Annotated in this window: 22 protein-coding genes and 1 pseudogene; 13 read left to right on the top strand and 10 right to left on the bottom strand. The window is 57.9% G+C overall.

Going from position 1 to position 25966, the window contains the following annotated elements; all coding sequences use genetic code 11:
* The first annotated feature begins 246 nt into the window (after positions 1-246).
* The 3 genes from FHL07_RS11330 (at position 247) to FHL07_RS11320 (ending at position 2497) form a co-directional block, all read left to right on the top strand.
* Positions 247-1464 carry a class I SAM-dependent methyltransferase gene (locus FHL07_RS11330; RefSeq protein WP_095025861.1) on the top strand — a complete coding sequence of 406 codons (1218 nt, stop codon included), beginning with the start codon at positions 247-249 and terminating at the stop codon, positions 1462-1464.
* Between the two features lie 115 nt (positions 1465-1579).
* A complete protein-coding gene (locus FHL07_RS11325; protein ID WP_095001809.1) occupies positions 1580-2161 on the top strand; it encodes a DJ-1/PfpI family protein in 582 nt (193 codons plus the stop codon).
* A gap of 15 nt (positions 2162-2176) precedes the next feature.
* Positions 2177-2497 (top strand): ribbon-helix-helix domain-containing protein, encoded by a 321-nt coding sequence (locus FHL07_RS11320; protein ID WP_095026575.1) that lies wholly within the window; start codon positions 2177-2179, stop codon positions 2495-2497.
* 138 nt (positions 2498-2635) lie between these two features.
* Here FHL07_RS11320 and FHL07_RS11315 read toward each other — a convergent pair whose 3' ends face one another.
* From FHL07_RS11315 to FHL07_RS11305, 3 genes are all read right to left on the bottom strand, one after another.
* Positions 2636-5182, bottom strand: coding sequence for a TonB-dependent receptor (locus FHL07_RS11315; RefSeq protein WP_138738477.1), 2547 nt, complete (start codon positions 5180-5182; stop codon positions 2636-2638).
* A 120-nt stretch (positions 5183-5302) separates the two neighbouring features.
* Positions 5303-6244, bottom strand: a complete 942-nt coding sequence (locus FHL07_RS11310) for a FecR family protein (protein ID WP_095038651.1) — start codon at positions 6242-6244, stop codon at positions 5303-5305.
* The gene (locus tag FHL07_RS11305) at positions 6241-6780 is read right to left on the bottom strand and encodes an RNA polymerase sigma factor (RefSeq protein ID WP_095001805.1); all 540 of its coding nucleotides are present in this window, start codon (positions 6778-6780) and stop codon (positions 6241-6243) included. Before FHL07_RS11305 ends, FHL07_RS11310 begins: the two co-directional genes overlap by 4 nt.
* A gap of 172 nt (positions 6781-6952) precedes the next feature.
* Here FHL07_RS11305 and FHL07_RS11300 point away from each other — a divergent pair, with 172 nt between their 5' ends.
* The gene (locus tag FHL07_RS11300; RefSeq protein WP_095001804.1) at positions 6953-7285 is read left to right on the top strand and encodes a YegP family protein; all 333 of its coding nucleotides are present in this window, start codon (positions 6953-6955) and stop codon (positions 7283-7285) included.
* A 154-nt stretch (positions 7286-7439) separates the two neighbouring features.
* Here the strand turns inward: FHL07_RS11300 and FHL07_RS11295 are convergent, their stop codons facing one another.
* On the bottom strand, positions 7440-8465 hold the full coding sequence (locus FHL07_RS11295) for a DUF4917 family protein (protein ID WP_095001803.1): 1026 nt from the start codon (positions 8463-8465) through the stop codon (positions 7440-7442).
* Positions 8466-8602: 137 nt separating this feature from the next.
* Between FHL07_RS11295 and yiaY the strand changes: the two genes are divergently transcribed.
* Positions 8603-9751 carry an L-threonine dehydrogenase gene (gene yiaY / locus FHL07_RS11290; RefSeq protein ID WP_095001802.1) on the top strand — a complete coding sequence of 383 codons (1149 nt, stop codon included), beginning with the start codon at positions 8603-8605 and terminating at the stop codon, positions 9749-9751.
* A gap of 172 nt (positions 9752-9923) precedes the next feature.
* On the opposite strand, the gene FHL07_RS11285 is transcribed toward yiaY, so the two are convergent.
* A complete protein-coding gene (locus FHL07_RS11285) occupies positions 9924-11447 on the bottom strand; it encodes a fumarate hydratase (protein WP_095001801.1) in 1524 nt (507 codons plus the stop codon).
* Positions 11448-11797: 350 nt separating this feature from the next.
* On the opposite strand from FHL07_RS11285, the gene FHL07_RS11275 reads away from it, so the two are divergent.
* On the top strand, positions 11798-12733 hold the full coding sequence (locus FHL07_RS11275) for an iron-sulfur-binding ferredoxin reductase (RefSeq protein WP_138738476.1): 936 nt from the start codon (positions 11798-11800) through the stop codon (positions 12731-12733).
* A gap of 60 nt (positions 12734-12793) precedes the next feature.
* Here the strand turns inward: FHL07_RS11275 and pyk are convergent, their stop codons facing one another.
* Positions 12794-14245 carry a pyruvate kinase gene (gene pyk, locus FHL07_RS11270; RefSeq protein ID WP_088377893.1) on the bottom strand — a complete coding sequence of 484 codons (1452 nt, stop codon included), beginning with the start codon at positions 14243-14245 and terminating at the stop codon, positions 12794-12796.
* Between the two features lie 162 nt (positions 14246-14407).
* Here pyk and FHL07_RS11265 point away from each other — a divergent pair, with 162 nt between their 5' ends.
* From FHL07_RS11265 to sbcB, 3 genes are all read left to right on the top strand, one after another.
* A complete protein-coding gene (locus FHL07_RS11265) occupies positions 14408-14788 on the top strand; it encodes a hypothetical protein (protein WP_095025866.1) in 381 nt (126 codons plus the stop codon).
* Positions 14789-15027: 239 nt separating this feature from the next.
* Positions 15028-15387: a PilZ domain-containing protein gene (locus FHL07_RS11260; protein ID WP_095001797.1), complete on the top strand. Its 360-nt coding sequence runs from the start codon at positions 15028-15030 to the stop codon at positions 15385-15387.
* A gap of 67 nt (positions 15388-15454) precedes the next feature.
* Entirely contained in the window at positions 15455-16906 is a 1452-nt protein-coding gene (gene sbcB / locus FHL07_RS11255) for an exodeoxyribonuclease I (RefSeq protein ID WP_138738475.1), read from the top strand.
* Between the two features lie 76 nt (positions 16907-16982).
* On the opposite strand, the gene mvaT is transcribed toward sbcB, so the two are convergent.
* Positions 16983-17360, bottom strand: coding sequence for a histone-like nucleoid-structuring protein MvaT (mvaT, locus tag FHL07_RS11250; RefSeq protein ID WP_048363549.1), 378 nt, complete (start codon positions 17358-17360; stop codon positions 16983-16985).
* Positions 17361-17709: 349 nt separating this feature from the next.
* Here mvaT and purU point away from each other — a divergent pair, with 349 nt between their 5' ends.
* On the top strand, positions 17710-18558 hold the full coding sequence (gene purU, locus FHL07_RS11245) for a formyltetrahydrofolate deformylase (protein WP_095001795.1): 849 nt from the start codon (positions 17710-17712) through the stop codon (positions 18556-18558).
* Positions 18559-18610: 52 nt separating this feature from the next.
* The gene (locus tag FHL07_RS11240) at positions 18611-18790 is read left to right on the top strand and encodes a hypothetical protein (protein ID WP_095001794.1); all 180 of its coding nucleotides are present in this window, start codon (positions 18611-18613) and stop codon (positions 18788-18790) included.
* On the opposite strand, the gene FHL07_RS24010 is transcribed toward FHL07_RS11240, so the two are convergent.
* Together FHL07_RS24010 and FHL07_RS24005 are read right to left on the bottom strand one after the other, a co-directional pair.
* Entirely contained in the window at positions 18787-19551 is a 765-nt protein-coding gene (locus FHL07_RS24010; protein WP_373557358.1) for a methyl-accepting chemotaxis protein, read from the bottom strand. The genes FHL07_RS11240 and FHL07_RS24010 overlap by 4 nt on opposite strands.
* Positions 19552-19641: 90 nt before the next feature.
* A pseudogene (locus tag FHL07_RS24005) lies at positions 19642-20676 on the bottom strand (HAMP domain-containing protein); the annotation flags it as partial.
* Positions 20677-20871: 195 nt separating this feature from the next.
* Between FHL07_RS24005 and FHL07_RS11230 the strand changes: the two are divergent.
* Positions 20872-22356 carry a helicase HerA-like domain-containing protein gene (locus FHL07_RS11230; RefSeq protein ID WP_095022951.1) on the top strand — a complete coding sequence of 495 codons (1485 nt, stop codon included), beginning with the start codon at positions 20872-20874 and terminating at the stop codon, positions 22354-22356.
* Between the two features lie 64 nt (positions 22357-22420).
* On the opposite strand, the gene FHL07_RS11225 is transcribed toward FHL07_RS11230, so the two are convergent.
* The gene (locus tag FHL07_RS11225) at positions 22421-22879 is read right to left on the bottom strand and encodes a DUF721 domain-containing protein (RefSeq protein WP_095001791.1); all 459 of its coding nucleotides are present in this window, start codon (positions 22877-22879) and stop codon (positions 22421-22423) included.
* 307 nt (positions 22880-23186) lie between these two features.
* Between FHL07_RS11225 and secA the strand changes: the two genes are divergently transcribed.
* Positions 23187-25940, top strand: a complete 2754-nt coding sequence (secA, locus tag FHL07_RS11220) for a preprotein translocase subunit SecA (protein WP_095001790.1) — start codon at positions 23187-23189, stop codon at positions 25938-25940.
* The last annotated feature ends 26 nt before the right edge of the window (positions 25941-25966 follow it).

The raw sequence follows: 25966 nt of genomic DNA, 5'->3' as shown, positions 1-25966 counted from the left end.
ATGTTCATGTTGTGCTGTGTAAGTTAATGATCTTCACATGTCGGCCGGCATTCTTACTGTTCTACTCATATGAGCTGCAATTATTTTTCACATCACAAACCATTTATAATTGTTGGCAAGGTCTGCATACCCGCCACTGTCCGTGCCCGTATGAAATTACCCCGTGCCCTGAGCGCCCAACACGCCTAAAATACCTGCCATTCGTTTTCTGATTTTCCCTCCTGCACCCCCGAGGCACCTTTTTCAATGTCAGTGACTGCTACCACCGCCGCGTCTGTGCCGGATCATCGTGCGCAATTTTTGAACCTGCTGGAAACCGGTCTGGCCCAGAATTCCTTTATCAAGCTGGTGCTGGCCAAATACGTGGGCCCCGAGGCTGAATTGCAGCGGGTGATCATCAAGCAGGTAACAGTCAAGGAGCAGCCTTGCCTGTCCTTTGTATATCGCTATAAAACCCGCGATATCACCAAGAATTTCCCGCTGGACGAAGGCGTGGCGATCATTGCCGGCCTGCTGCCCGAAGCGTTCAAGAATGCCCACCTGCTGACCCTGACCGACGAAGTGCAGCTTGAATACAGCAAAAAGGGTAAAAGCTCGCTGTTCAAAGGCAAAAGCCAGCAAGAGCGCGAAGTGCCGTCGGCTGAGCACAATCGTGAGAAAAATCGCTTTCTGGATCTGACCCGGCCGTTTCTGGCGGACCTGGGTGTGACCAACAAGCAGCAAGAACTGATCCCGGCGATGTCGCGCAAGTGGAAGCAGATCAACAAGTTTATCGAGGTGTTTTCCCACGCCCTGAGCAGCTCACCGCTCAAGCTCGATCAGCCGGTCAAGGTGGTGGATTTCGGTTCGGGCAAGGGTTACCTGACGTTTGCCATTCACGATTACCTGCGTCACAGCCTGCAAGCCGAAGGCCTGGTGACCGGGGTTGAGCTGCGTGAAGACATGGTCACGCTGTGCAATAACGCCGCCCAGCGTCTGGAGCACCCGGGCCTGACCTTCCAGCACGGCGATGTGCGCAGTTTTGCACCCACCCCGATCGATGTGATGATCGCCCTGCATGCCTGTGATATTGCCACCGACTATGCGATTCATATGGGCGTTCGCTCCGGGGCGGCAATCATCATGTGCTCGCCGTGCTGTCATAAACAGATCCGCCTGCAAATCCAGAGCCCGGCGTTGCTCAAGCCGATGCTGCAATACGGCCTGCACCTGGGCCAGCAGGCCGAAATGGTCACCGACAGCCTGCGCGCGCTGTACCTCGAAGCATGCGGCTATGACACCAAGGTGTTCGAGTTTATCTCGCTGGAACATACCAATAAAAACAAGATGATCCTCGCGGTCAAACGTGCCGGACCTTCCGATCCGGCGCAGTTGTTGGTGAAAATCCAGGAACTCAAGGCGTTCTACAACATTCAGGAACACTGCCTCGAAACCCTGCTTCAGGCAGACGGTTTGCTGAAGTAAGCCTGTAAGCAGCTCTGGCGGGAACGTAGTACATGGCTATTACCCGCCCGCGCGCTCAGGGGTTACCTTGGCTACTCTTACTGGCCCAAGGTCTTACCCCACAGGAGCACGCACCATGGCAGCGAAAAAAATTCTGATGCTGGTTGGCGATTACGTCGAAGACTATGAAGTGATGGTGCCGTTTCAGGCACTGTTGATGGTCGGCCATCAGGTTCATGCGGTATGCCCGGGAAAAACCGCAGGCCAGACCGTACGCACTGCCATCCACGACTTCGAAGGCGACCAGACTTACAGCGAAAAGCCCGGGCACTTGTTTGCCCTGAATTTCGACTTTGACAAGGTGAAAGCCAGCGATTACGACGCACTGCTGGTGCCGGGCGGTCGTGCGCCGGAATACCTGCGTCTGAACGAAAAGGTGCTGGAGCTAGTGCGTGACTTCGACAAGGCGGCCAAGCCAATTGCAGCAGTGTGCCATGGTGCGCAACTGCTGGCCGCTGCGGGCACGCTGGAAGGCCGTGAGTGCAGTGCTTACCCGGCGTGTGCACCGGAAGTGCGGCTGGCGGGGGGGACTTATATCGATATCGATGTGACCAAGGCCCATGTGCAAGGCAACCTGGCCACAGCCCCTGCGTGGCCGGCACATCCGGCGTGGCTGGCGGCATTCCTGGGTTTGCTGGGTACCAAAATCACTTTGTAGGCAGAGGGCGTGACCATGTGTGAACTGTATGTAAAAGCCGACCCGATTCTTTACGAGTCACGTTCGCGCTCATTGCGTATTTGCGGCGTGGTCACCACTTTGCGCCTGGAAAACCAGTTCTGGGACATCCTCAGCGAAATCGCCGAAACAGATGGCATGACCACCAACCAGTTGGTGGCCAAGCTCTATGAAGAGGTGATGGATTATCGCGGCGAAGTAGTCAACTTTGCCTCGTTCCTGCGCGTGAGCTGCACCCGCTACTTGAGCCAGCGCCGGGTGCAGGCGCCGGAGTTGAGTGTGGTAGCACGTCACAGTAGCCGCGCTCTCCCGCAATAGCGCTTGCGGGTGTGAGCGGTACACACCTGTGGGAGCCGGGCTTGCCCGCGATGGCGTCGGCGCGGTCGGCCAGATACACCGTGCCGGCGGAATCGCGAGTAAGCCCGCTCCCACAGAGGGTTTGCCGGATCAGCCAACTCAGAAAAACCGCGTCACGCTGATCTTGGCATTGCGGCCCTGGCTGTAGGCGTTTTCGCCACTAAGCATCGGCTGATAGTTTTTATTGAACATGTTGTCCAGGGTGAAGTTGACTTCGGTGCCCTTGAGGTACGGCTGCTGCGGCTTCCAGTTGGCAAACAGGCCCTGCACGTTGTAGCTGTCGTTGGGGAACTGGTCCCAGTAGCGGTCACCCAGCGCACTGATCGGGCTGCTGTAGTAGTTATCGCTTGGCAAGCGGTCGGTCTTGCGTACGAATTCTCCCTTCCAGCCAATCCGGGCATCCAGGCTCGGGATCTTGGTACCCAGTACGGCAATCCACTTGGGAGCGGGTATGTCACGCGCCCAGACGTTGGGACCCCAAGGGTTGGTGTAGGCGCCTTGGTGTTTGCCGGTCATCCATGCGTAGGACAGGGATCCGAACACGTAGGTGGATTCGTAGAAGCTCTCAATTTCGAAGCCCTTGATGGTCACGCTGCCAATGTTGCGGTAGTTGGGCATGTTGGGCCCGCACGCATCGCTCATGCTGACCGTAGGGGTTTGCGCGGCGCAGCCGACGCCCGTGGCCTTGAAAATCTCGTCGTCGACGGTGTTGCGGAACAGGGTGGTGCGCACCAGGGCGTGGTCGTTGTCGCCAAAAATCTGGTCGAAGGTGGTGATGTTGCCGCCGCGCCAGCCGGTGATGCGCTCCGGATCAAGGCCCAGGCTGCTGGAGGTGCGGCTGCCGACGCCTTGTACTTCGTACTGCTCGTCAATCACCGGGGCACGCCAGGTTTTGCTGTAGTCCAGGAACAGGGCGGTTTTCGGGGTGATTTTCCAGAAGGCCGACAGGCGAGGCGACCAGCCGGTGTAGGTTTTGTCGCTGTAGTCGTGACCCAACTCCGGGTGGTTATAGTACGGCGCGTCGTTTTCCTGGCCGCGATTGCGTACGTGGTCGTAGCGCATGGACGGCGTGAGGGTGAAGTCACCCCAAGTGATGGCGTCCTGAATATAGAAGCTGTTGGTGTCGACCTTGCCCCGGGGCATGAAGTTGGGCTGGTAGTGGCCGTAGTTGTACTTTTCGACGTCGTAGATACCGCCCGGCATCCACATGTCCACATCACGCTGGTGCTTGCGAAGTTGCACGCCGGTGGTCACTGCATGGTCCAGCGGGCCGCTGGCAAACAGGCTGATGTTCTCGACCTGGAGCATGTCATCGGTGTAGCCGGTTTCCATCTTGCGCCCGCCGCTGGTGGGCTGGGTAAAGGCCTGGGCATCGCGCTTGTCGGTTTGCTCGGTGTTGGAGTGTGAGTACTTGACCTCCAGATCCACCAGCGGGTTGTCCAGGGGTTCGTACTTGTATTTGGCCGACCAGGTGGTGTCGATCGTCGAGCGGTTGGACAGGTAGCGCCGCGCTGCAATGTCGTAACCAAATTTGTCGATGTTGGCCTGGCTGGGTGGCGCCGGGTAACTCACGGCCGAGAAGGGCACCCACAAATAGTTGTTCGAGCGCGAGTAAGACATGCCCACACTGTGTTCGTCATTGAGGTGCAAGTTGAGCTTGAGCAGTTGTCCGTCCAGGTCCTGGGCCGTATTGGGCAGACGCTGCGGGTTAACCGGGTAGACATTGCCGGGGTTGGGCATTTTACCGGCCAGCTTCATATCGTCGCCGTCGCGCTTGGTGTAGTAAAACAGAGCGTCGGCGCGACCATCTTCGGTGCGACCGTAAACAGCGCCGCTGTAGACCTGTTGATGGTCGTTGCTGCTGTAGCCGTATTTGAGCATGGCGCCGGTGTTCTTGCCCTCTTCGAGCAAGTCGGTCGCGTCCTTGGTTTCCATGTGCACTACACCGGCGAAGCCGCCATTGCCGGTGTGGATATCGTGGGGGCCTTTTTCGACTTCCAGGCGTTTGATCAGCTCGGGTTCGATAAAAATCGTGCCCTGTTTGTAGCGTTCAAAGCCGCTTTTGGTCGCGCCATCGACGGTCATTTGTACGTCTTCGGCTTCTCCCATGCCCCAGATATTGATGGTCTGGCCACCGGGCTTGAGCGAGCCGCCGAGGTTGATGCCTGGCAGGGTGGCGAGCAGGCTGGGGATGTTATTGGCCTGATAGCGGTTGATTTGCTCCTGGGTCATGGTCGACTTGCCGACGTTGCTGGAGTCGACCTCGCTACCGTTGCCCACCACACTGACTGCGCCCAGCTCCAAGCTGTTGCTGGTGGTGGTGCCAGACTCCCGGGGCCGCACGACGTAGGTGCGATCGATCTGCACAAGGCTGAAGTCGGTGTCTTTAAGCAGGCGCTGGATAGCTTCCTGTGGCTCGAAGGTGCCACTGAGTGCCGGGGCTTTCACGTTGCGTAACAGGGCTTCGTCGAACAGCAGCTGGATTTTTGCCTGCTGTGCCACCTCGCTCAGCGAACTGGCCAGCGATTGTGCTGGCAGTTGCAGTTGGATCGACTCCGCGTGGGCTTGCAGGCTGATCGCCAGGCAAGCCGCCAGCAGTGTCGGGCGGGTGTACAAATGCGAGAAGCAATGTGGTGCGCGAAACATGAAATCCCCCGGTGTGGCAACAAAGGCCAAAAAGACATGCGTTAGCAACGCAGACCGGAGGAAGACGCAGCAAAATGAAAAAACCACATATGCGAATGGAAAATATTCGCATATGTTTTTTTAGCGTGGTTCGATACGGATTTTACCGCTGTCCAGCAGCACGGTTTTTACCGGGATCAGGGCGGGCAGGGCTTTGACCAGTGCCAGTGGATCGCTGACATCCAGGTTGCCTGAAACCTTGTAGCCAGTCAGCGGGCCGTCGGCCAACTGAATCAGGCCCGGGCGGTAGAGGTCCAGTTCATCCACCAGGCTGGCCAGTTCGCGATTGCGAAAGGACAGATGGCCGCTGCGCCAGCCCGCCACTTCGCCCGCACTCAACGTCTGTTCTATGAGTGCTCCCCTGTTGTAGTCCCAGGTGGCGCGTTGTTGTGCACCCAGCAGCATTGCTGACCTGGGGTCTGGGATGAACGCAACCTCGCCGTGGGCCACGCTGACCACCAATTGGCGCGAACTGCGGCGTACATCGAACCCCGTGCCGACCACCCGTATGCGCGCCTCCCCGGCATGCACCACCAACGGCTGCTCCTTGTTGGCCGCGACCTCGATGTAAAGCTGGCCCTGGTCCAGATAGATGTCACGCTGGTGGGCGCTGAAGTCCAGGCTCAGGCGCGTGTTGGCATTCACGTTCAGGGTGCTGCCGTCGGGTAGCAATATCGTGCGGGCGCCTTGGGCCAGTGTGCTGACCTGCTGTTGATGCAGCGCCACCGGGGCGCCCAGGTTCAGTGCAAAGACGGCGCAGAGCACGGCGGCAGCAGTGGCCAGCGCAAAGTGTGCGCGCCGGGGCTTGGCAGGGAGGGGTACCGGCGAGTTGATCTGTTCAAGTTCTCCCAGGTCGGCCCACAACGATTCAAATTCGGTATAGGCCCGGGCATGACTCGGGTTGGCATGCCAGGCGTTGAATTGTTCGCAGCTGCCTTGGTTGCGGGTATTGCGGTTGCGTGCAAACCAATTGGCGGCCTGTTCATCGATGCTGTCGTCACCGGCCGTGTGAAAAGGGCTCATTGTGTCTGCTCCTTGCCGCTGTCCCGCTGTAGATGTTGCTTGCAGTGCAGCAAGGCCTGGGCAATGTGCTTTTCAACCATGCTCACGGATATCCCCATGCGTTCGGCAATCTGTGCCTGACTCAAGCCTTCAAAACGGTGCAGCATAAGGGCTTCTCGACGCCTGGGCGAGAGTTCTGCAACTACCCTTTTAAGTTGTTCAAGGCGTTGCAGGCGCAGGGCTGCGACCATCGGATCATCCCTGTCATCGCTCAAGGGCTCGGCCTCACTTTCACTGTGCTCGCCGTGAGCGGCGTGTCGCACTTGCTGTCGACGCCAGTGATCGCGCAACAGATTGCGCGCCATCTGGAACAAAAACGCCCGGGGCTGTTCGATTTTGCCTCGGTCCTGATAGCCCAGCCATTGGGTGAAAACATCCTGGGTCATGTCGGCTGCATCGCTGGTGTTGTCGGTACGCTTGCGCAGAAAGTGCAAAATTTGCGTATAGAACTCGCGAAAGTGATCGGCCGCGGGCGGATCGGGTTTAAGGCCAGACATGAAGATCCTTATAGACACAGCGATGCAAATAAGCTGCGAATGGTATCGATAACCATTGCTATTTGTCTCGTTGAAATTTCCTGTTTCCTTCATTCCTGTCGATAAATGGATAAATAGCCCATGGGGTCTTTACTGAATAAGTGCAGGAACCTTTAATTTCGGGAGAAAGGCTATGTCGGGTTGGTATGAGTTGAGCAAGACCAGCAGCGGGCAGTTCCGGTTTGTACTGAAGGCGGCGAATGCCGAAACCATTCTGGTCAGCGAGCAATACACCACGCTGGCGGCGGCCAAGGGCGGGATCGCCTCGGTGCAGGTCAACAGCCCGCTGGATGAGCGCTACGAGAAGAAAGTGGCCAAGGACGGCAAGCCATACTTCAACCTGAAGGCGGCCAATCACCAGATCATCGGCACCAGCGAGCTGTACTCCTCGGAGGCCGCGCGGGACAAGGGCATTGCCAGCGTCAAGCACAATGGCCCGACCACGGTGATCAAAGAGAAATTTTGATACCTGAATGTGTGCTCTTGTAACCCTGTAGATACTCTGTTGTAGATCAAACCCTATTGTGGGAGCGAGCCTGCTCGCGAACGACCTTCGCGAGCAGGCTCGCTCCCACAGTTGCAGTTTTTCCTGTTGCCGCTGCTCGTCAGCGGCTACAGGTTTACCGTTCCACAGGTACTGAGTGCCTGGTATCGCCCAACGGATGGGTTTTTGAATCAAAGAAGCGCAGTTCAAGCTTCTTGTCGGCAAACAACGCTGTGTAGTGGTTTTTCTGAAAGCGAATAAAGGCTTCGCTGCGCGGGTAAATCGAGATGCACAGGGTTTTCAGCGGTGCCTGGCGCAAGGCATCGATCAGGTGCTGGTCCTGCTCGCCCAAGCTGTGGCCGAAGATGCACAGCGCGTCTTTCTGGGTCAGCAACTGCTCATGACAAAAAGACAGGTAATCGGACTGGCGAATGGATTTTCGCTTGTCTTCGCTGCCGGTTTCGCTGACAAACAGCGGTACGTCGTCCAGGGCGCTGATGGAGTGGTTGATCGCAAAGTTGCTTAGCAATGTGGGTTGGTTGGCTGCCAGCTTGCGCGCCTTGCCTTCCTGGTTTTTCACCAGGTGCAGCGCGCCGTGCAGGTACAGCACACGTGTAGTCCTGCTTTTGGCCAGTGCCGCGGCAGGCTCAAAGGTGGCCTGCGGGGTACCGAACAGGTCGTTGAAACCTTTGGGTGCGTGCATCACGGCCCAGGGTGCCAGCAGGTCATAGTTGGCGCAGTACACCGTGGCGTAGCGCGCCAGTTCTTCGTTCCAGCAGGCCAGGGTCTCAGGCTGCATCAGGCGCCAGGGGATGTGCACGTCCTGGGTACAGTTGATCAGGGCTTCCTTGATTGCGTAGTAGCGTTTGCGCGGCGAGGCCGAGTTGATGGCCAGTGCCTTGTTGACCTTGCTTGCGGTTTTCAGGGCGCTGAGCACATGTTCGAAATTGCGCGTGCAGAGGGCCTCGAACACGCTGAGTTCGGTCTGGCTCAGCGGCTTTTCGGCCACGCTTTTGGCTTTTTCAAACAGCGAGTCGTAATAGAAATCATGCCACACGGCCATGCTGGCGCCGTTGCCAATCAGCAGTCCGCTGCACGGGGTGCTGGTGCGTAACTGGTTCCAGTCTTCTAGTTGGGCATCAAATTCCTGGAAGGGGGTCATCGCAAATATCGTCTCAAGGCGTGGGCGGTAGCGGACTTTATCACGCTCAAGTGTTGAGCCAGATCAACATTGCTGCTTTGTGATTGGAGGAAGCTGTGGAGACCGAATTAGCCAATGACCCGCGAAGAGGACTCGACATGACCAGCACTTTCTTTATTCCTGCTGTAAACATTATGGGTAACGGTTGCCTGGATGAAGCCATGACTGCGATTCGCAATTATGGTTTTCGCAAGGCCTTGATTGTGACCGACGCGGGGTTGGCCAAGGCGGGGGTTGCGACGTTGATCGCCGAGAAGCTCGCGTTGCAGGATATTGATTCGGTGATTTTCGACGGCGCCAAGCCGAACCCGAGCATTGCCAACGTCGAGGCGGGCTTGAAGGTGCTCAAGGAGCATCAGTGCGACTTTATTGTGTCGCTGGGTGGCGGCTCGCCCCATGACTGCGCCAAGGGTATAGCGCTGTGTGCCACCAATGGCGGGCATATCCGTGATTACGAAGGCGTCGATCGCTCGGCCAAGCCGCAGTTACCGCTGGTGTCGATCAATACCACGGCCGGCACGGCCAGTGAGATGACGCGGTTTTGTATCATCACCGACGAAGAGCGCCATGTGAAAATGGCCATTGTTGACCGCAACGTGACGCCGCTGCTGTCGGTTAACGACCCTGAGTTGATGGTGGCGATGCCCAAGGGCCTGACTGCCGCCACGGGCATGGACGCGTTGACCCACGCCATCGAGGCATATGTGTCCACGGCGGCCAATCCCATTACCGATGCCTGTGCAATCAAGGCGATGGAACTGATCAGCCAGAACCTGCGTCAGGCGGTAAGCGACGGCAAGAATCTGACGGCGCGGGAGAATATGGCTTACGCACAGTTCCTCGCGGGCATGGCCTTCAACAATGCCTCGCTGGGCTTTGTGCATGCGATGGCGCACCAGTTGGGCGGCTTCTATGATTTGCCCCACGGTGTATGCAACGCGGTGTTGTTGCCCCATGTGCAGACGTTCAATGCCAGTGTGTGTGCAGCCCGCCTGACCGATGTGGCCCATGCACTGGGTGCCGATGTACGTGGCTTGAGCCCGGAAGAGGGCGCGCAAGCGGCCATTGCGGCGATTCGTACTCTGGCCAAGGATGTCGAGATTCCTGCCGGGCTGCGGGATTTGGGCGCCAAGCTGGATGACATCCCGATCCTGGCCACCAACGCCTTGAAAGATGCCTGTGGTTTTACCAACCCGCGCAAAGCCGATCAGGGGCAGATTGAAGAGATCTTCCGTAACGCGTTTTAACGGCTTGCCCTCACCCCAACCCTCTCCCGGAGGGAGAGGGGGCTGATCGGCGGTGTCTTCTGCCTTTAGTCCCCTCTCCCTCCGGGAGAGGGCCAGGGTGAGGGGGCTTTTGGACAGGCATAAAAAAGGCCGGGTTAATAACCCGGCCTTTTTATTTCTGGCTAAAAAGCGCTTATTGCACTTCTACAGCCAGGCTGTCGCTGATTTTCTTCTGCCAGATCGCCGGGCCGGTGATGTGCACCGACTCGCCTTTACTGTCGACTGCCACCGTAACCGGCATGTCTTTGACATCGAACTCGTAGATCGCTTCCATGCCCAGTTCGGCAAAGGCCACTACACGGGACTTTTTGATCGCCTGGGCGACCAGGTAAGCAGCACCGCCCACAGCCATCAGATACACGGCTTTGTGTTCCTTGATCGCTTCAATGGCGGTAGGGCCGCGCTCGGACTTGCCGATCATGCCCAGCAAGCCGGTCTGATCAAGGATCTGACGAGTGAACTTGTCCATTCGCGTAGCGGTGGTCGGGCCTGCAGGGCCAACCACTTCGTCACGCACCGGATCAACCGGGCCAACGTAGTAGATAAAGCGACCCTTGAGGTCTACCGGCAAGGTTTCACCCTTGTTCAGCATTTCGACCATGCGCTTGTGCGCCGCGTCGCGACCGGTGAGCATTTTGCCGTTGAGCAGGACGGTCTCGCCCGGCTTCCAGCTCTGCACGTCTTCCGGGGTCAGGGTGTCAAGGTTGACACGGCGGGCCGACGGGCCGGCTTCCCAGACGATTTCCGGGTAGGCATCCAGCGGTGGCGCTTCGAGGGCTGCCGGGCCGGAGCCGTCCAGCACGAAGTGGGCGTGACGGGTGGCCGCGCAGTTCGGGATCATGCACACCGGCAGGGACGCTGCGTGGGTCGGGTAGTCCATGATTTTTACGTCGAGCACGGTAGTCAGGCCGCCCAGGCCCTGGGCGCCGATGCCCAGCTGGTTGACCTTCTCGAACAGCTCGATGCGCATCTCTTCGATACGGTTGCTCGGGCCACGCTTGATCAGGTCGTGAATGTCGATGGATTCCATCAACACTTCCTTGGCCATCACTGCGGCTTTTTCCGCGGTGCCGCCGATGCCGATACCCAGCATGCCCGGTGGGCACCAGCCCGCGCCCATGGTCGGAACGGTCTTGAGCACCCAGTCAACGATCGAGTCGGACGGGTTGAGCATGGCCATTTTCGACTTGTTCTCGGAACCGCCGCCCTTGGCTGCCACGTCCACTTCCACGGTGTTGCCCGGAACGATGGAGTAGTGGATCACTGCAGGGGTGTTGTCCTTGGTGTTGCGACGGGCACCGGCCGGGTCGGCCAGGATCGAAGCACGCAGGACGTTTTCCGGCAGGTTGTAAGCGCGACGCACGCCTTCGTTGATCATGTCGTCCAGGCCCATGGTGGCACCATCCCAGCGCACGTCCATGCCGACGCGTACGAATACGGTGACGATGCCGGTGTCCTGGCAGATCGGACGGTGGCCGGTGGCACACATGCGCGAGTTGATCAGGATTTGCGCCATCGAGTCACGGGCCGCTGGCGATTCTTCGCGCAGGTAGGCTTCGTGCATGGCCTGGATGAAGTCCACGGGGTGGTAGTAGGAAATGAATTGCAGGGCGTCAGCAACGCTCTGAATCAGGTCGTCTTGCTTGATCACGGTCATGGGTCGCGCTCCTCTATAAGACGGGAACATACAATCAATAAGGTGTTTGCGACCTTGGTGCATCGGTCTGTCGAAAACATCTTTGCTTGGCATACCGGACACGCATGACCGGTACAAAAACGGCGCGGCAGTATAACCCGGTACTCTCACTGATACACCCGTAGAGGTGCAAACGAAAGTAGGGGGTGGACGAGGGGTGATAAGTTAAACTGTAAAACCACGAAATATATGAAGATCAACTGTGGGAGCGGGCTTGCTCGCGATTGCATCACCGCGGTCATTCAAAAAAACCGCGCCGCCTGCATCGAGAGCAATCCAGCTCCCACAGGCTTACCCTGCGGAGGCCAGCAGTGCCCCAGTTACACGTCGCTGACCAGCACTGGTCAGTTGCCCCGAACACCAACCTGCTCGATGCCTTGAATCAGGTTGGCGTGTCGGTGCCCTACAGTTGCCGGGCGGGCAGTTGCCATGCCTGCCTGGTGCGCTGCGTGCGTGGTGAGCCCGCCGATCTCAAGCCCGAGGCATTGAGTCGGGACCAGCATGAGCAGGGCTGGCGCCTGGCCTGTCAGTGTCAAATTGTCGAAGACCTGCAGATTGAAGCCTTTGACCCGCTGCGCGACGGTGTGCCGGCCCAAGTGGCAGGGCTCGACTGGCTCAGTCCGACGGTGTTGCGCTTGCGCCTCACGCCGCAGCGGGCTTTGCGTTGTCGCGCAGGCCAGCATCTGGTGCTGTGGGCCGGCGATGTGGCGCGGCCGTATTCGTTGGCCAGCCTGCCCGAAGAAGACCGCTTTCTGGAGTTTCACCTCGATTGTGCGCACCCCGGTGAGTTTGTCGACGCGGCCCGCCAGTTCAAGGTCGGTGACGTTGTACGGCTGGGCGAGTTGCGCGGCGGCGCACTGCGTTATGATCCGGACTGGCAGGAGCAACCGCTCTGGCTGCTGGCGTCCGGTACTGGCCTGGGGCCTTTGTATGGCGTATTGCGCGAGGCCTTGCGTCAGGATCATCAGGGCCCGATACGGCTGGTGCATGTGGCCCGCGACAAGGCTGAGCATTACCTCCAGAGCGAACTGCTGGCCCTGTCGGCGGCTTGTCCAGGGCTTGTGATCGAGTACCTTGAACGCCCTCAGTTGCCCGACTACCTGTTACAGATGGGGGTTGTCTCGCGCCAGACCCGTGCCTTGGTCTGCGGTCACCCGGATACGGTCGATGCCTTTGCCAAACGTTTGTTTCTGGCGGGCTTGCCGCGTAATCAGCTGTTGGCCGATGCCTTTTTGACCCGCAGCTAGGCGCACAAAAAAGCCCCGCCTGATCACTCAGGCGGGGCTTGGGATTCAAACCTTGCAGGCTTAAACCATTTTGTCGCCGACATGCAGGATCTTCATGCCGTTGGTGCCGCCGATGGTGTGGTAGCTGTCGCCCTTGGTCAGGATGACCCAGTCGCCTTTTTCCACAACGCCACGCTTGAGCAGCTCGTCGATGGCAGCCTGGCTGACCTGTTCTGGCGGCAGCGATGCCGGGTCGAACGGTACGGTGTAGACGCCACGGAACATTGCCGCGCGCGCCTGGGTTTCGCGGTGCGGGGAGTAGGCGTAGATCGGCACCGAGGAGCGGATGCGCGACATGATCAGCGGGGTGTAGCCGCTTTCAGTCAGGGCGATGATCGCTTTGACACCCGGGAAGTGGTTGGCGGTGTACATGGCCGCCAGCGCAATGCTCTGGTCGCAGCTTTCGAAGGTTTTACCGATACGGTGGCTGGACGTTTTGCTGGTCGGGTGCTTTTCAGCGCCGACACAGATGCGCGCCATAGCCTGCACGGCTTCCAGCGGGTAGGCGCCGGCAGCACTTTCAGCCGAGAGCATCACGGCGTCGGTGTAGTCGAGAACGGCGTTGGCAACGTCGGACACTTCGGCACGAGTTGGCATCGGGTTCTGGATCATCGACTCCATCATCTGGGTTGCCACGATCACCGCTTTATTGTGGCGACGTGCGTGCAGAATGATTTTCTTCTGGATGCCCACCAGCTCGGCATCGCCGATTTCAACACCGAGGTCGCCACGGGCAACCATCACCGCGTCGCTGGCCTTGATCAGGCCGTCGAGGGTTTCGTCATCGGCTACGGCTTCGGCGCGTTCAATCTTCGCTACCAGCCAGGCAGTACCGCCGGCTTCGTCGCGCAGTTGGCGGGCGTATTCCATGTCGGCAGCGTCACGTGGGAACGACACGGCCAGGTAGTCGACTTGCATTTCGGCAGCCAGCTTGATGTCGGCCTTGTCTTTTTCCGTCAGGGCCGGCGCGGTCAGGCCGCCACCGCGACGGTTGATGCCTTTGTGGTCGGACAGTGGGCCGCCGATCAGCACGGTGCAGTGCAGGGCGTCGTCGGTGGCAGTGTCTACACGCATCACCACACGGCCGTCATCGAGCAGCAGCTCGTCGCCGACGCCGCAGTCTTTAACCAGGTCCGGGTAGTCGATGCCGACTACTTGCTGGTTGCCTTCGGTCAACGGATGGCTGGTGGAGAAGGTGAATTGATCACCGATCTTCAGCTCGATCTTTTTGTTGGCAAATTTGGCGATACGAATTTTCGGGCCTTGCAGGTCACCCAGCAGGGCTACGAAACGACCGTGCTTGGCAGCGATGTCACGTACCAGCTTGGCGCGAGCCTTGTGCTCGTCGGGGGTGCCGTGGGAAAAGTTCAGACGGGCAACGTCCAGGCCAGCGAGGATCAGCTGTTCCAGCATTTCCGGTGAATTGCTGGCAGGGCCAAGTGTGGCAACAATTTTGGTTCGACGAACAGACATGCAAAGACTCCTGAGTTCAAGCGCTGCCAAAGGCTACTATGGTCTTTGGCTGTAGTCATTGTTCCTCTGCACTACTTTCTGCTTAAGTTGTGGTGCATCGGGTCTGTTGTCTGAAGAATCTGGCCGTGGGGTCGATACACTGTTATGAACAGGAGATGCCCCATGCGAATCGTGCTCGTTTTAATCTTGGTCGCCAGTGTGACCGGCTGTACCCGTTGGTCGATGAACCATCATTTGAACAATGCCTATCGTGCTTACGACCGGGGTAATTGTGAAACGGTAATGCTTGAGTTGTCCGAGGTTGATCGCGACAGTCGTAGTCGCCCGTACATTTGGCCACAAACAGCTATGCTCCGTGGACTGTGTCTTGAGCGTACGAAGTTTTACCTGGATGCGTCCCAGACCTACCAGTACATCATCAACGAATTTCCCAAGAGCGAGTACGCCTACCGGGCCAAGGCTCGGATCGAGACATTGCGCATTCTCAGGTTCATCCCGGGCCCCGGCACTACTGCCCAGGCAGTGCCTGTAAGCATTCCATGATGGGCGAAATTTAAACTGGTCATTTGTGCCCGGTTGGCTAATATCAAATTCGTTCGAGTGTTTTTTGTTTCTCTTGGTACACAAACGGATGACTCGCTCTGTCGCTGCTTGATATGTCGAGCTTCAGGTGAAGATGGCGGGCAGATCTACACGTGACTGTTGGCCCGGATGTGGGGGACAGGGCGTTTCGAGACGCCAGCGCGGCCATGCTGAATGGCCTCTCTATAGTGAAGTTGAACATGGTTATCGAACGGCTTATCCAGCGGCACCAACTGACGTTTTTCCTGAAAGTGTTCAATCGGTTCACGGACAAACCTATTGGCTATCTGGGCAATGTGTCTGATGGCGGGTTGATGCTGATCAGCCAGTTACCGATGTTGGTCGACGCCAATTTCGAGTTTCGGATCAAGCTTCCCGGTGCCGATGGGGAGGTGCAGTTTATCGACCTGACAGCGCGTTGCCTGTGGTGCCGTGAGGATCTAACGCCGCATTATTACGATTCCGGGTTTATCCTGTATCAGCCACCCGCCGAGTACAGCGGTTTGATCAGTGCCTTGCAGCGCTACTTCAGCTTCCAGCCCCTGCAAGCCTCTGCATAGCCCCGGGGCTGGTCTTGCCCGGGTTTGAGCGCCTAGACTGTCCGGGTCTACTGCTCAGGAACACCCCGTGACCTCTATCTTCTGGTACGACTACGAAACCACCGGTATCAACCCGCGCTGCGACCGGGCGGTGCAAGTGGCCGGCATCCGCACCGACCTTGAACTCAACGAGATTGATCAGCCGGTCAACCTCTATTGTCAGCCAAGCGACGATATCCTCCCTCATCCCATGGCCTGCCTGATCACCGGCATCACGCCCGCTCGTCTCGAAGACAAAGGCCTGGGCGAAGCCGAGTTCATGACTCGCACCCATGCCCAGCTGGCCCTGCCCGGAACTTGCGGGGCGGGCTACAACTCGTTGCGCTTTGATGATGAGGTAACGCGCTACAGTCTCTACCGAAACTTCTTCGACCCTTATGCGCGTGAATGGCAGGGTGGCAACAGTCGCTGGGACCTCATTGATGTGGTGCGAACAGCCTATGCCCTGCGGCCTGAAGGCATCGTCTGGCCAGAGGAAGAGGGGCGGGTGACGCTCAAGCTTGAACGGTTGACGGCGGCTAACGGGATTGATCATGGCCAGGCCCACGATGCGTTGTCCGATGTACGGGCAACCATTGCGCTGGCCCGGCTGATTCGTGACAAACAACCCAAGTTATATGACTGGTTATTCCAGTTGCGCAGCAAACAACGTGTGCTTGATCAAATTCGGCTATTGCAGCCCATGCTGCATATCTCGGGGCGTTTTTCCGCGGCCAGACATTATGCCGGTGTGGTCTTGCCGCTGGGTTGGCACCCAAAGAATCGTAATGCTCTGATTGTCTACGACCTGCACTTAGACCCTCAGCCTTTACTGGAGATGGACGCCGCAGCGTTGCGCAAGATGCTCTATACCCGGCGTGAAGATTTACCCGACGGTCAATTACCCATTGGGCTAAAGCTGATTCAAGTTAATCGTTGCCCGGTGGTCGCCCCCTTGAATGTAGTGCGTGCCCAGGACCAACAGCGATTGCAACTGGACATGGACCTCTATCACGCGCGAGCCCGGAGCCTTGTTGAGGCTCAGCAAGTTTGGCAGGAAAAGTTGTCGGCCATTTATGCCCGCGAAGACTTTGCCCCCAGTGAAGATCCGGAGCAGCAATTGTATGACGGGTTTATTGGCGATCGAGACCGTCGACTGTGTGAGCAGGTCAGGCACAGTGACCCGGAGCAATTGGCCAAAGATACATGGCCATTTGATGATGAGCGCTTGCCCGAATTATTGTTTCGATACCGCGCCCGAAACTTTCCACATACCCTGAGTGAACAAGAACAGCAGCGTTGGCATATCTTCTGCCAGCAGCGTTTGTCGGATCCGGCCATGGGTGCGCCTTTGACCCTGGACAGCTTTATGCAGGCAGCAGATGAGCTGTCGCGCAGTGCCACGCCGGCCCAGCTAAAGCTTTTGGGCGAATGGCAGCGCTATGCCCAGGCATTGAGCCGGCGTGTCGGGCTGAGCCCGCCCGCCGAGAGTGCGGACTAAAACACAGGCAATAAAAAACGCCAGCATGCTGGCGTTTTTTAGTGGCATCGCAAAATAGTTGCGGGCCCGGTGTCACTTAGTCGAGCAAAGTAGCCCAGCCTTCAACCACGTCGCCGCCCCACTTGGCTTTCCACTCTTTCAGAGTTTTGTGGTTGCCACCTTTGGTTTCAATCACTTCACCATTGTGTGGGTTTTTGTATTGTTTAACCTTACGGGCACGTTTGGTGCCGGTGGTTTTAACAACGCCGCGAGGTGCTTTGCTAACTTTGGATTCCGGATCCAGCAGAGCGATGATATCGCGTAGCGATTTTTGGTATTCGCCCATCAGCGTGCGCAGTTTGCCTTCAAATTCCAGCTCGGTTTGAAGTTTGTCGTCTTCGGACAGGTTCTTCAGGCGGGCTTGCAGTTCTTTGATGGCTTCTTCGGTTGCACGATATTCGTTGATCAAGGACATGAGGATAACCTTATGTTGAAAAGGATGTCAGGGAGACAGTGGCGCAATAGTAGTCAGACAGTTACTGCAAGTAAACATGAAAGGGCTATTTAATTTAAAATTTTATTCATTAACTTTGCCCTCGGGAATATGCGCGCTATTAAATACACCGCGCTACAGTGAGGTTAATATGGACGATCAATAACATCGGCAAGTGTCCGTCCATTGCAGTGCAGGCCACGTCGATGCTGGTGTGGCACCTTCGGTGCGCGACCCGATGGCGCAGGTGCCGAGCTGTAACGAATACTGCAGTTTTGCTGCGCACTCGCTAGAATGGCGGCCTTAGTAAAGTTTTTGGAGTTTTCCCCTCATGCGCACTTTTCGGTTGGTGATTGCGTGCCCCGACGGCGTCGGCATTGTCGCCAAGGTCAGCAATTTCCTTGCCTCCCACAATGGCTGGATCACTGAAGCAAGCCACCACTCGGACGACCAGAGCGGTTGGTTCTTTATGCGTCACGAGATTCGTGCCGATTCCCTGCCGTTCGGGCTGGAGGCGTTTCGTGAGGCATTTGCCCCGATCGCCGAAGAGTTCTCGATGGAGTGGCGCATTACCGATACGGCGCAGAAAAAACGCGTGGTATTGATGGCGAGCCGCGAATCCCACTGCCTGGCAGATCTGCTGCACCGCTGGCACAGCGATGAACTGGACTGCGATATTTCCTGCGTGATCTCCAATCACGACGACCTGCGCAGCATGGTCGAGTGGCATGGCATCCCGTTCTATCACGTACCGGTTGACCCGAAGAACAAGGAGCCGGCTTTCGCCGAAGTCTCGCGTCTGGTCAAGCACCATGCTGCCGAAGTGGTGGTACTGGCCCGTTACATGCAAATCCTGCCACCTGACCTGTGCAGCGAATATGCCGGCCAGGTCATCAATATCCACCACAGCTTCCTGCCGTCGTTTGTCGGCGCCAAGCCTTATCACCAGGCCTCGATGCGGGGCGTGAAGCTGATCGGTGCAACCTGCCATTATGTGACTGAAGAGCTGGATGCCGGTCCTATCATCGAGCAGGACGTGGTACGTGTCAGCCACAGTGACAGCATTGAGGATATGGTGCGTTTCGGCCGTGATGTCGAGAAAATGGTACTGGCCCGTGGCTTGCGTTATCACCTTGAAGATCGCGTGCTGGTGCATGGCAACAAGACTGTAGTGTTCTGATCGACACCGTGGGAGCGAGCCTGCTCGCGAAGGATTGCCGGCGGAGGATGTGATGAGCGATCCACTCGACAAGGCGACATCCAGTGCTCCACCGACCTTGGGTGAGGGCTGTCTGAGTCGCTATGACCCGGATGCCCTCAGCCCCGAGGACGGCACCGACTTCCCCGGTGCCGCCGAGCTTTGGGCGCAGGAGCTAGACGCTGCAGGCATGCAGCGTGTGCCTGAAGCCTAAATCCTGAAACTGCCCACCAGATGCTTCAGGCGGGCAGCCTGCTGTTCCAGATCGGAACACGCGCGAAGGGTTGATTGAAGGTTTTCGACGCCTTCCTGATTCAGCGTATTGATCTCGGTAATGTCCATATTGATCGACTCGACCACCGAGGTTTGTTCCTCGGTTGCCGTGGCGACAGACTGGTTCATGCCGTCGATTTCACCAATGCGTTCGGTCACGCTGATCAGGCGCTCGCCCGCGCGGTTGGCGATTTCCACGCTGTCCTGGCTGTGACGCTGGCTTTCTTCCATGGTGCTCACTGAGCCTCGGGCACTGATCTGCAATTCTTCGATCATTTTCTGCACTTGCTGCGCCGATTCCTGGGTGCGGTGTGCCAGGTTGCGCACTTCATCGGCGACCACGGCAAAGCCACGCCCGGCTTCGCCAGCACGAGCTGCTTCAATGGCGGCGTTAAGGGCCAGCAGGTTGGTTTGCTGGGAAATGCTGGTAATCACCTCCAGGATTTGACCGATATTCACCGTCTTGTCGTTAAGCGACTCGATATGACCGCTGGAAGTGCCAAGCATTTGCGACAGCTTCTGCATCGAGCTGATGCTGCGTTCGACCACTTCCTGGCCTTCCTCGGCAAGGCTGCGTGCATCGCTGGCCTGGTGCGAGGCCTGGGCGGCGTTGCGGGCGATCTCCTGTGCGGCGGCGCCCAGTTCGTTGATAGCAGCGGCGACGCTACTGGTGCGGCTGGCCTGTTCGTCAGAGTTGAGCATCGATGAGTTGGAAGCGCTGACAACCCGCAGGACCACCTCGTTGACCTGGCCGGTGGCCGAGGCCACTTCGCTGATGGAAGCGTGAATGCGCTCGACAAAACGGTTGAATGCGCTGCCCAGGGTACCGAATTCATCCTGGGACTCCACCACCAGGCGGCGCGTCAGGTCGCCTTCGCCTTCGGCAATATTCTGCATGGCGCGGGTCATCACGTGCAGCGGTTGCATCAGCAGGCGAATCAACAGGCCGAGCAGGGCGATGATCGAAACCACGGCGATAACCGTGGCAATGATTGCCGAAGTACGGAACTCACTGAGCGCTGCGAAAGCCTGCTGCTTGTCAACCGACAGGCCGATGTACCAGTTGGCTGAGCCCAGCCCTTTGATCGGGGTGAAGCTTACGATCCGGGTTTTGCCATTGGCCTGGATCTCGCTGAACGCAGTGGTGATCGCGGGAGTGTCCTGCGGATAGATGTCCTTCAGGTTCCTGGTGGCCAGGCTCTTGTCCGGGTGCACCAGGATTTCGCCGTCGGCATTGATCAGAAAGGCGTAACCCATGCCGTTGAAATTCAGCGCGTTGATGCTGTCGGTGATGGCTTGCAGGGTCATGTCGGCGCCGACCACACCCAGGGTTTGAGAGCCCTTTTTTACCGGGGCCGCGATGGTAATGACCATCTGTCCGGTGGCAGCATCTATATAGGGTTTGGTCAGGCTGGAGCTGCTGCTGTTGAACGCATCCTTGTACCAGGGCCGGGTGCGCGGGTCGTAGCCGTCAGGCATCTTGCTGTCAGGGCGAATGGTAAATCCGCCTTGGCTGTCACCAAAATAAACCGACATAAAGGTACTGCTCAGGGTTTTTTGTTCCAGCAGGCTGGCCACCTGGGCGGGCTCTGGAGTCAGGGCGATGGATTCAGCGAGGTTTTGCGCCAGCAGGATCCGGCCACCGAGCCAGGTCTGAATGTTATTGGCCGTGACACTGCCCATCTCGTGCAGGTAGTTGTCCAGGTTGTTGCGGATGGCGTTGCGTTGCAAGTAGTCGTTATACAGCGTAAATAGCGAAAAGGCGGCTATTACGATCAGGGACGCGGCAAGCAGGATTTTATGACTGAAACGCAGGTTTTTATTCATGGCTTGAAGGGTCCGCTAAGGTCTAAAAGTGTGCGACATACACTCTGGTAAAACGCGCGCTCTACACAGCACTGCCTGAACAGGGCAAGTTGGCTGTTGATCAAGCCGCTTTACCACGCTAAATCCGGTTTTATGTGGTCTAGCATTCAGTGTGTATCGACCCGCGATCGCTAAAGATTAATCAAAGGTGGCAAAATGCCTGACTCTTCTGCTCTAGTAATCGGCGCTGACCTTTCGGCTCAGCCCATCGCGCAGTCCTTGCGCCTGGCCAATCGCCACGGTTTAGTGGCGGGAGCCACGGGCACGGGTAAAACCGTTACGCTTCAGCGGCTGGCTGAACAGTTCAGTGATGCCGGGGTGGCCGTCTTCGCCGCCGACATCAAGGGTGACTTGTGCGGCCTGGGTGCGGCCGGCAATCCCCAGGGCAAGATTGCCGAACGGATCGCGGGAATGCCCTGGCTCAATTACCAGCCCAAGGCCTATCCGGTTACTTTGTGGGATATCCAGGGCAAGACGGGTCACCCATTGCGCACGACCCTGAGTGACATGGGGCCGTTGCTGCTGGGCAGCCTGCTGGAGCTGACCGACAGCCAGCAGTCGGCCCTCTATGCCGCCTTCAAGGTGGCGGATCGGGAAGGGTTGTTGCTGCTTGACCTTAAAGACCTCAAGGCACTGCTCAATCACCTGCGTGACAACCCACAAGTGCTTGGCGATGACGCGGCCCTGATGACCACGGGCTCCAGCCAGGCGTTGTTGCGCCGTCTGGCAACCCTTGAGCAGCAGGGTGCAGAAGCCCTGTTTGGTGAGCCGGCACTGCAGCTCGACGATATTTTGCAGCCCGCCAGCGACGGGCGCGGGCAGATCCATCTGCTCGATGCCAGCCGCCTGGTGCATGAAGCGCCCAAGGTCTACGCAACGTTTCTGTTGTGGTTGCTGGCGGAGCTTTTCGAACAGTTGCCCGAGCGCGGCGATGCAGACAAGCCCTTACTGGCGCTGTTTTTCGACGAAGCGCATCTGTTGTTTGCCGGTACGCCAAAAGCATTGCAGGACCGGCTGGAACAAGTGGTCAGGTTGATTCGTTCCAAGGGTGTAGGGGTGTATTTCGTCACTCAATCACCGGCGGACTTGCCCGATACGGTGCTGGCACAGTTGGGGTTGCGTATCCAGCACGGGCTGCGGGCCTTTACGGCCAAAGAGCAGAAATCCCTGAAAGCTGTGGCAGACGGCTTTCGCCCCAATCCGGCATTCAGCGCGCTGGCCGTACTGACGGAGCTGGGCACGGGGGAGGCTCTGGTGGGCATGCTTGAGGAAAAAGGCACGCCGGCGATGGTTCAGCGGGTGCTGATTGCGCCACCGCAATCGCGTATAGGCCCGCTGACGGAGGCCGAAAGGGCTGCATTGATCAGCCGTTCAGCGCTGCAGGGGCGTTATGACAAGCCCGTTGATCGAGAGTCGGCTTATGAAATCCTCATGGCCCGCAAAGGCGTGGCGCCGCAAGATCAGGCGCAGACACAGGCTGCACAGCACGAGCCGGGGTTTCTTGATCAGGCGGGAGACTTTTTGGGCACGACAGCAGGCAAGGCCTTGCAGTCGATGGCGCGTCAGGCGGCGGGTCAGATGGGCCGTCAGCTGGTGCGCGGGCTGTTGGGGTCGTTACTGGGTAACAGCAAGCGCAAATAAATAACAAGACTGCAACTGTGGGAGCGAGCAGGCTCGCTCCCACAATGGGGCTTGATCAGGAGGATCAGTCGGGTTTTGGCCGCGCGTGGCTGGCCAGGCGTTCAAGGGCCGCGCGCAAGGCCGGGTCGGTAATGCCATCGGCCGTTGCCTGGATGGTCTGGGCGGCATCGACGGACAAATCCAGCGTATGCCCCGCGACCTTGGCCTGTACCGTGGGCGGCTGCACCTTGAACAAAATGCGGGTCAGGCTGGCGAACTCGTCGAATGCCTGCAGTTGGCGCAGCAGGCGCTTTTGCTGATAGCGCAGGCGAGTGGCCCAATGGCCGTCGGTCACGATCAGCAACAAACTCCCTTCACGCCATGAGGCAACGTGACAATGCTCCCGTGCAGCGGGCTGAAGCTGGCTTTCAAGCAGGCGTTGCAGGTGTGCCAGGCGCTTGGCATGGCCGAAAATAGCTTTTAGGGGCTTGGCCTCGCGGAGCAGGACGGAGGGTGCCCGTGCTGGATGTGGGCGAAATGCCATGTTCAAACACCTGATAAAACAGAGCTGCAATCTTAGCAGATGCCTGCCTCTCACTGGTCCGGGCTAAGGTAAATCTGAATTTATTTATGAAATCAATGAGTAACTTCTTGTGCAAACGGGTTGAAGTTCAGCAAAAAGCCCTTATTTTAGGGAGGCCCCTTCACAACGCAGTACCAGTATCGTGGAATAACGCCACTTTCCTCACCGCCGTTTCCGGGTAGAATGCTCGTTCGCATGCGGCCATCAGGGCTGCTCGGGCGACTCTCGGGGCCGCCCTCCATCCCTATGTGTGGAAGATCCTGCCGATATGTTTGCGCCTTTGTTAAAGAAACTTTTTGGAAGCAAGAACGAGCGCGAAGTTAAACGCATGCTCAAGACAGTACAGGTCGTCAATTCCTTCGAAGAGCAGATGGTTGCCCTGACCGATGAGCAATTGCGCGCCAAGACCGAAGAGTTCAAGGCCCGCATAGCCAAAGGTGAGACCCTCGACCAACTGCTGCCAGAAGCCTTTGCGGTCTGCCGTGAAGCCGGCAAGCGTGTCATGGGCATGCGTCACTTCGATGTACAGCTGATCGGCGGCATGACCTTGCATGAAGGCATGATCGCAGAAATGCGTACGGGTGAAGGCAAGACCTTGGTAGCAACCCTGGGCGTTTACCTCAACGCATTGTCGGGCAAGGGCGTTCACGTGGTAACCGTGAACGACTACCTGGCTCGCCGGGATGCCAACTGGATGCGCCCGCTCTACGAGTTCCTGGGCCTTACGGTCGGTGTCGTGACACCGTTCCAGCCACCTCAGGAAAAGCGCGAAGCCTATGCTGCCGATATCACTTACGGCACCAACAACGAGTTCGGTTTCGATTACCTGCGTGACAACATGGCTTTCAGCATGGAAGAAAAATTCCAGCGCGAGCTTAATTTCGCCGTAATCGACGAAGTCGACTCCATCCTTATCGATGAAGCCCGTACTCCGCTGATCATCTCCGGTCAGGCTGAAGACAGCTCCAAGCTGTACATTGAAATCAACAAGCTGATCCCTCGCCTTGAGCAACACATCGAGGAAGTGGAAGGCGAAGTCACCAAGGCTGGCCATTTCACCATCGATGAAAAGACCCGCCAGGTTGAGCTGAACGAAGCCGGTCACCAGTTCGTTGAAGACATGCTGACCCAGATCGGCCTGCTCGCCGAAGGCGAAAGCCTGTACTCGGCGCACAACCTGGGCCTGTTGACCCACGTGTACGCTGCACTGCGCGCCCACAAGCTGTTCCATCGCAACGTTGAATACATCGTTGAAGACGGTCAGGTATTGCTGGTCGACGAACACACTGGGCGTACCATGCCGGGTCGTCGTCTGTCCGAAGGCCTGCACCAGGCGATCGAAGCGAAGGAAGGCCTGAATATCCAGGCAGAGAGCCAGACCCTGGCCTCGACCACCTTCCAGAACTACTTCCGCCTGTACAACAAGCTGTCGGGCATGACCGGTACAGCAGACACCGAAGCGTTTGAATTCCACCAGATCTACGGTCTGTCGGTAATGGTCATCCCGCCGAACAAGCCGCTGGCGCGTAAAGACTACAACGACCTGGTGTTCCTCACCGCGGACGAGAAGTACGCGGCAATCGTGGCCGACATCAAGGACTGCATGGCCAAGGGTCGTCCGGTGCTGGTGGGTACGGCAACCATCGAAACCTCCGAGCACATGTCCAACCTTCTGAAGAAGGAAGGCATCGAGCACAAGGTTCTGAACGCCAAGTTCCACGAAAAAGAAGCAGAAATCATTGCACAGGCCGGTCGTCCGGGCGCGTTGACCATTGCAACCAACATGGCCGGTCGTGGTACCGACATCCTGTTGGGCGGCAACTGGGAAGTGGAAGTAGCCTCCCTGGAAAACCCGACACCTGAGCAGATCGCGCAGATCAAGGCCGACTGGCAAAAACGTCACCAGCAGGTGCTGGAGTCGGGTGGCCTGCATGTGATCGCTTCCGAGCGTCACGAATCGCGCCGTATCGACAACCAGCTGCGTGGCCGTGCCGGCCGTCAGGGTGACACCGGTTCCAGCCGTTTCTACCTGTCGCTGGAAGACAGCCTGATGCGTATCTTCGCCTCTGATCGGGTGAAGAACTTCATGAAGGCCCTGGGCATGCAGTCCGGCGAAGCGATTGAGCACCGCATGGTGACCAACGCGATCGAGAAGGCCCAGCGCAAGGTTGAAGGTCGCAACTTCGATATCCGCAAGCAATTGCTGGAGTTCGATGACGTCAACAACGAACAGCGTAAAGTGATTTATCACATGCGTAACACGTTGCTGGCAGCCGACAACATCGGTGAGACCATCGCCGACTTCCGCAAGGATGTACTGGACAGCACCGTAAGCGCTCATATTCCGCCACAATCGTTGCCGGAACAGTGGGACGTCAAAGGTCTGGAAGCGGCCATCGAAAGCGGCTTCGGGGTGAAACTGCCGATCCAGCAATGGCTCGACGAAGATGATCACCTGTACGAAGAAACCCTGCGTGAGAAGCTGCTGGCTGAATTGATTGCAGCTTACAACGAGAAAGAAGAGCAGGCCGGTGCTGAAGCACTGCGCACGTTCGAGAAGCAGATTGTGCTGCGCGTTCTGGATGACTTGTGGAAAGACCACCTGTCGACCATGGACCACTTGCGCCACGGTATCCACTTGCGCGGTTATGCGCAGAAGAACCCGAAGCAGGAGTACAAGCGCGAGTCGTTCAACCTGTTCTCCGAGCTGCTTGATTCGATCAAACGCGACTCGATCCGTGTGTTGTCCCACGTACAGGTTCGTCGTGAAGACCCGGTCGAAGAGGAGGCGCGCCTGCGTCAGGAAGCTGAAGACCTGGCTTCGCGCATGCAGTTCCAGCATGCTGAAGCGCCGGGCCTTGACCAGCCGGAGGCAATGGCCCAGGTGCTGCAAGGTGCTGACGTCGAAGATGTTGTGGCGGCAACCGAGCCTGTTCGTAGCGAGCAGAAGCTGGGTCGCAACGAGCTGTGCCACTGCGGCTCGGGCAAGAAATACAAGCACTGTCACGGGCAAATCAACTAAAGCCCGCTTCACCTGCTGAAACACCT

It is taken from the genome of Pseudomonas sp. FSL W7-0098 (genome assembly GCF_005930585.1).
Taxonomy (GTDB): Bacteria; Pseudomonadota; Gammaproteobacteria; order Pseudomonadales; family Pseudomonadaceae; genus Aquipseudomonas; species Aquipseudomonas bubulae.
This window is presented reverse-complemented; position numbering and strand designations above follow the sequence as displayed.

What these genes read in the sequence shown, in the direction of transcription:
- FHL07_RS11330 (WP_095025861.1), top strand. Translation starts at nt 247, where the DNA reads ATGTCAGTGACTGCTACCACCGCCGCGTCTGTGCCGGATCATCGTGCG.
- FHL07_RS11325 (WP_095001809.1), top strand. Translation starts at nt 1,580, where the DNA reads ATGGCAGCGAAAAAAATTCTGATGCTGGTTGGCGATTACGTCGAAGAC.
- FHL07_RS11320 (WP_095026575.1), top strand. Translation starts at nt 2,177, where the DNA reads ATGTGTGAACTGTATGTAAAAGCCGACCCGATTCTTTACGAGTCACGT.
- FHL07_RS11315 (WP_138738477.1), bottom strand. Translation starts at nt 5,182, where the DNA reads ATGTTTCGCGCACCACATTGCTTCTCGCATTTGTACACCCGCCCGACA.
- FHL07_RS11310 (WP_095038651.1), bottom strand. Translation starts at nt 6,244, where the DNA reads ATGAGCCCTTTTCACACGGCCGGTGACGACAGCATCGATGAACAGGCC.
- FHL07_RS11305 (WP_095001805.1), bottom strand. Translation starts at nt 6,780, where the DNA reads ATGTCTGGCCTTAAACCCGATCCGCCCGCGGCCGATCACTTTCGCGAG.
- FHL07_RS11300 (WP_095001804.1), top strand. Translation starts at nt 6,953, where the DNA reads ATGTCGGGTTGGTATGAGTTGAGCAAGACCAGCAGCGGGCAGTTCCGG.
- FHL07_RS11295 (WP_095001803.1), bottom strand. Translation starts at nt 8,465, where the DNA reads ATGACCCCCTTCCAGGAATTTGATGCCCAACTAGAAGACTGGAACCAG.
- yiaY (WP_095001802.1), top strand. Translation starts at nt 8,603, where the DNA reads ATGACCAGCACTTTCTTTATTCCTGCTGTAAACATTATGGGTAACGGT.
- FHL07_RS11285 (WP_095001801.1), bottom strand. Translation starts at nt 11,447, where the DNA reads ATGACCGTGATCAAGCAAGACGACCTGATTCAGAGCGTTGCTGACGCC.
- pyk (WP_088377893.1), bottom strand. Translation starts at nt 14,245, where the DNA reads ATGTCTGTTCGTCGAACCAAAATTGTTGCCACACTTGGCCCTGCCAGC.
- FHL07_RS11265 (WP_095025866.1), top strand. Translation starts at nt 14,408, where the DNA reads ATGCGAATCGTGCTCGTTTTAATCTTGGTCGCCAGTGTGACCGGCTGT.
- FHL07_RS11260 (WP_095001797.1), top strand. Translation starts at nt 15,028, where the DNA reads ATGGTTATCGAACGGCTTATCCAGCGGCACCAACTGACGTTTTTCCTG.
- mvaT (WP_048363549.1), bottom strand. Translation starts at nt 17,360, where the DNA reads ATGTCCTTGATCAACGAATATCGTGCAACCGAAGAAGCCATCAAAGAA.
- purU (WP_095001795.1), top strand. Translation starts at nt 17,710, where the DNA reads ATGCGCACTTTTCGGTTGGTGATTGCGTGCCCCGACGGCGTCGGCATT.
- FHL07_RS11240 (WP_095001794.1), top strand. Translation starts at nt 18,611, where the DNA reads ATGAGCGATCCACTCGACAAGGCGACATCCAGTGCTCCACCGACCTTG.
- FHL07_RS24010 (WP_373557358.1), bottom strand. Translation starts at nt 19,551, where the DNA reads ATGCTCAACTCTGACGAACAGGCCAGCCGCACCAGTAGCGTCGCCGCT.
- FHL07_RS11230 (WP_095022951.1), top strand. Translation starts at nt 20,872, where the DNA reads ATGCCTGACTCTTCTGCTCTAGTAATCGGCGCTGACCTTTCGGCTCAG.
- FHL07_RS11225 (WP_095001791.1), bottom strand. Translation starts at nt 22,879, where the DNA reads ATGGCATTTCGCCCACATCCAGCACGGGCACCCTCCGTCCTGCTCCGC.
- secA (WP_095001790.1), top strand. Translation starts at nt 23,187, where the DNA reads ATGTTTGCGCCTTTGTTAAAGAAACTTTTTGGAAGCAAGAACGAGCGC.